This window comes from Methylobacterium sp. E-025 (genome assembly GCF_022829705.1).
Lineage (GTDB): Bacteria > Pseudomonadota > Alphaproteobacteria > Rhizobiales > Beijerinckiaceae > Methylobacterium.
Map to the genome: position 1 here is coordinate 1 of NZ_JAKSYR010000046.1, position 2895 is coordinate 2895.

The window sequence follows — 2895 nt, forward strand, 5'->3', positions numbered from 1 at the left end:
CACGGTTCGTGATCGTCGCCGGCCAGCCGATGGAGCTGGGCGACGAGCCGTGCATGCTGTTCACCTTCGCCGACCTCGAGCTGCGCAAGAAGGCCGAGACGGCGCTGCGCCAGAGCGAGGAGCGCTTCGCCAAGGCGTTCCGGCTGACGCCGGTGCCGACCCTGCTCGCGCGCGCCGACGGCTTCGGGATCACCGGCGTGAACGACGCCTTCGCGCGCGTCTTCGGCTACGCCGCCGACGCCGTCCTGGGACGCTCGCCCGCCGAGTTCGGCCTGTGGGTCCACGATGCGGCGCGGTCCAAGTTCGAGACCGCCCTGTTGCGCACCGGCTTCGTGCTCGGTCTGGAGGTCTGCCTGCGCCACGAGGACGGGACGAACCTCGATTGCCTCGCCTCGGCCGAGCGCGTCGAGATCGGGGACGCCGTCTTCGCCCTGCTCGTCCTGCAGGACATAACCGACCGCAAGCGCAGCGAGCGGGACATGTTCGAGGCGGTCGAGGCGGTGATGGCCGACACCTCCTGGTTCAGCCGCGGCCTGATCGAGAAGCTCGCCAACCTCCGGCGACCGGGGACCGGCCACAAGGACGGCATCGCCCCGAACATCACCGTCCGGGAACGCCAGATCCTCGACCTGATCTGCCAGGGCCATGGCGACGAGGCAATCGCCAAGCGGCTCAACCTCTCCAAGAACACGGTGCGCAACCATTCCGCGTCACTCTACCGGAAGCTCAACGTCCACAAGCGCACGGAAGCCATCGTCTGGGGGCGGGACAACGGGTTCCCGCTGTCGCCGACCGAGAAATAAAGACTGCCCGACTGGTACGTCTGCATCATTGTCCCGCCGGATCGGCGGACCATCTCAGGCAACGAACTTCGTCTCGGTCGCTGCGGAGACACCGATGAGCGCACAAAAGTCATCCGAGGCTTCGGAAAAGATAAAGGGCTCGGTCAAGGAAGCCATCGGCAAGTTGATCGGCGACGAAAAGGCCGAGACCGAAGGCAAGGCTCAGCAGAAATTACCGAGTGATGCGGTGAAACCGAACGTCGGTCCCGAGACGTAGCATCGACGACACTACGCATCTCCTGCAACGTTTCTAACTTAGGACACGGACATCATGGTTGATACGGATGGGGTCACGGGTGCCGCCAAGGAATTCGGCGGCAAGGTGCAGGGCGCCGTCGGCGACCTCACCGGCTCGAAGCGGGACTCGGTCGAGGGCCGCGCCCGCGAGGCGCAGGGCTCCGCCGAGAACCTCTACGGCCAGGCCAAGGACACCGTGCGCGACGCCGCCGAGCACGTCGCCGACGCCGCCCGCGACATCGGCGGCCGGGTGCGCGACGCGGTCGGAAGCCTCGTCGGCTCCGACGACGTCGAGGACCGCGCGCGCCGGGCGCAGGGCGCCGCCGAGGACGGCTACGAGCGCGGCGAGCGCTACGTCCGCAGCGCCGGCGGCAACGCCTACGACCGGGCCGAGGACGCCTACGAGACCGGCGCCCGGTCCCTGCGCCAGGGCGGGCGCGAGGCCGCCGGCCGGATCGCCGAGCACCCGATGGCCGCGCTGCTCGTGGCCGGCCTCCTCGGCTACGGCCTCGGCCTGCTGATCCACGGCCGCGATTGATCGGCCCGGCCGCGCGTGCTCGCGCGGCCGCTCATCCCGCCTCCACCCACCGACCCCTCGAACGACCGAGCTTCTCGGACGACCGACGACCCGGAGTACCCGTACGTGTCCGCTTCCCCCCTCCTCGCGACCCCTCCCGCCGCGGCCTCGGCCGACGTCCGAACCGTCCTGCTGAACCAGGTGTCGTGGGGCGCGATCTTCGCCGGGGCCGCGACGGCGCTGGTGACCCAGGTCATCCTCAACATGCTCGGCGTCGGCGTCGGCCTGTCCAGCGTCGGCGGCCCGGCGGTCGACAACCCGACCGCCTCGACCCTGTCGCTCGGCGCCGGCCTCTGGTTCGTCGGCTCCGGCATCGTCGCCTCGCTCGCCGGCGGGCTCATCGCCGGGCGCCTCTCGGGCAAGCCCGTCACGGGGGCTGCCGGCCTGCACGGCCTCGTCGCCTGGGCAGTGACGACCCTCGTCGTGCTGTACCTGCTCACCTCGGCCGCAGGCGGCCTCATCGGCGGCGCCTTCTCGGGCGTGACCAGCACGCTCGGTGGCGCCGGCTCGCTCGTCGGCGGCACCGTGAAGACCGCGGCGCAGGCGGCGGCCCCGTCGCTGGCGCAGATCTCGAACCCGCTCGACGGGATCGAGAAGTCGGTGCGCCAGCAGGCGGCCGGCCAGGACCCGCAGGCCCTGCGCGATGCCGCCGCCTCGGCGGTCCGTGCCCTGCTGTCCGGCGACCCGGCCCAGAAGGCCCAGGCCGAGAACCGCGCCGCCGACGCGCTGGCCAAGGCCCAGGGCATCCCGGTCGACCAGGCCAAGACGCAGATTCAGAACTACGAGAAGCAGTACGACGCCGCGCTCGCCGACGCCAAGCAGAAGGCGTCCGCCGCAGCCGAGGCCACCCGCAGTGCGGCCACGCAGGGCGCGTTCTACGGCGCCCTCGCGCTGATCCTCGGCGCGCTCGCCGGCTTCCTCGGCGGCCGCCTCGGCGCCCCGAAGCCGCCGACCCTGGTCGCCGGCTACGACGCCCGCCGCGCCTGAGCCGAGTCCCGGCTGAACTCGAGCTCGGCTCAGCCCGACGCTCGGCGAACGACCGGCCGGTCCATGCGACCGGCCGGCCCCCCCCCCGCACCCCTCCCTTCCCGCCCAAGGAACCAACCCACAAGCACCCCCACCGCAAAGATGCAGGGCCTCCCCTACCAGGCCGCCCGCAGCGTCCCTGGCGGTTCCTGGCTGCCTTCTTGGTTCGGCAAGTGTGTCGTGTGGGCATAGGGTTTTAATTTGGTTATATTA

At 70.9% G+C, this 2895-nt stretch carries 4 protein-coding genes; all 4 read left to right on the forward strand.

Annotation, left to right across the window (positions count from 1 at the left end):
- On the forward strand, positions 1-803 hold an 803-nt coding region (locus tag MKK64_RS04035), incomplete at its 5' end, for a helix-turn-helix transcriptional regulator (RefSeq protein ID WP_243932327.1).
- Positions 804-897: 94 nt separating this feature from the next.
- Complete coding sequence (locus tag MKK64_RS04040; protein WP_243932328.1) at positions 898-1059, forward strand: CsbD family protein; 162 nt, start codon at positions 898-900, stop codon at positions 1057-1059.
- A 54-nt stretch (positions 1060-1113) separates the two neighbouring features.
- Positions 1114-1617, forward strand: a complete 504-nt coding sequence (locus MKK64_RS04045; RefSeq protein ID WP_243932329.1) for a CsbD family protein — start codon at positions 1114-1116, stop codon at positions 1615-1617.
- Positions 1618-1722: 105 nt separating this feature from the next.
- A complete protein-coding gene (locus tag MKK64_RS04050; protein ID WP_243932330.1) occupies positions 1723-2643 on the forward strand; it encodes a PhnA-like protein in 921 nt (306 codons plus the stop codon).
- Positions 2644-2895 lie beyond the last annotated feature (252 nt).

What these genes read in the sequence shown, in the direction of transcription:
- MKK64_RS04040 (WP_243932328.1), top strand. Translation starts at nt 898, where the DNA reads ATGAGCGCACAAAAGTCATCCGAGGCTTCGGAAAAGATAAAGGGCTCG.
- MKK64_RS04045 (WP_243932329.1), top strand. Translation starts at nt 1,114, where the DNA reads ATGGTTGATACGGATGGGGTCACGGGTGCCGCCAAGGAATTCGGCGGC.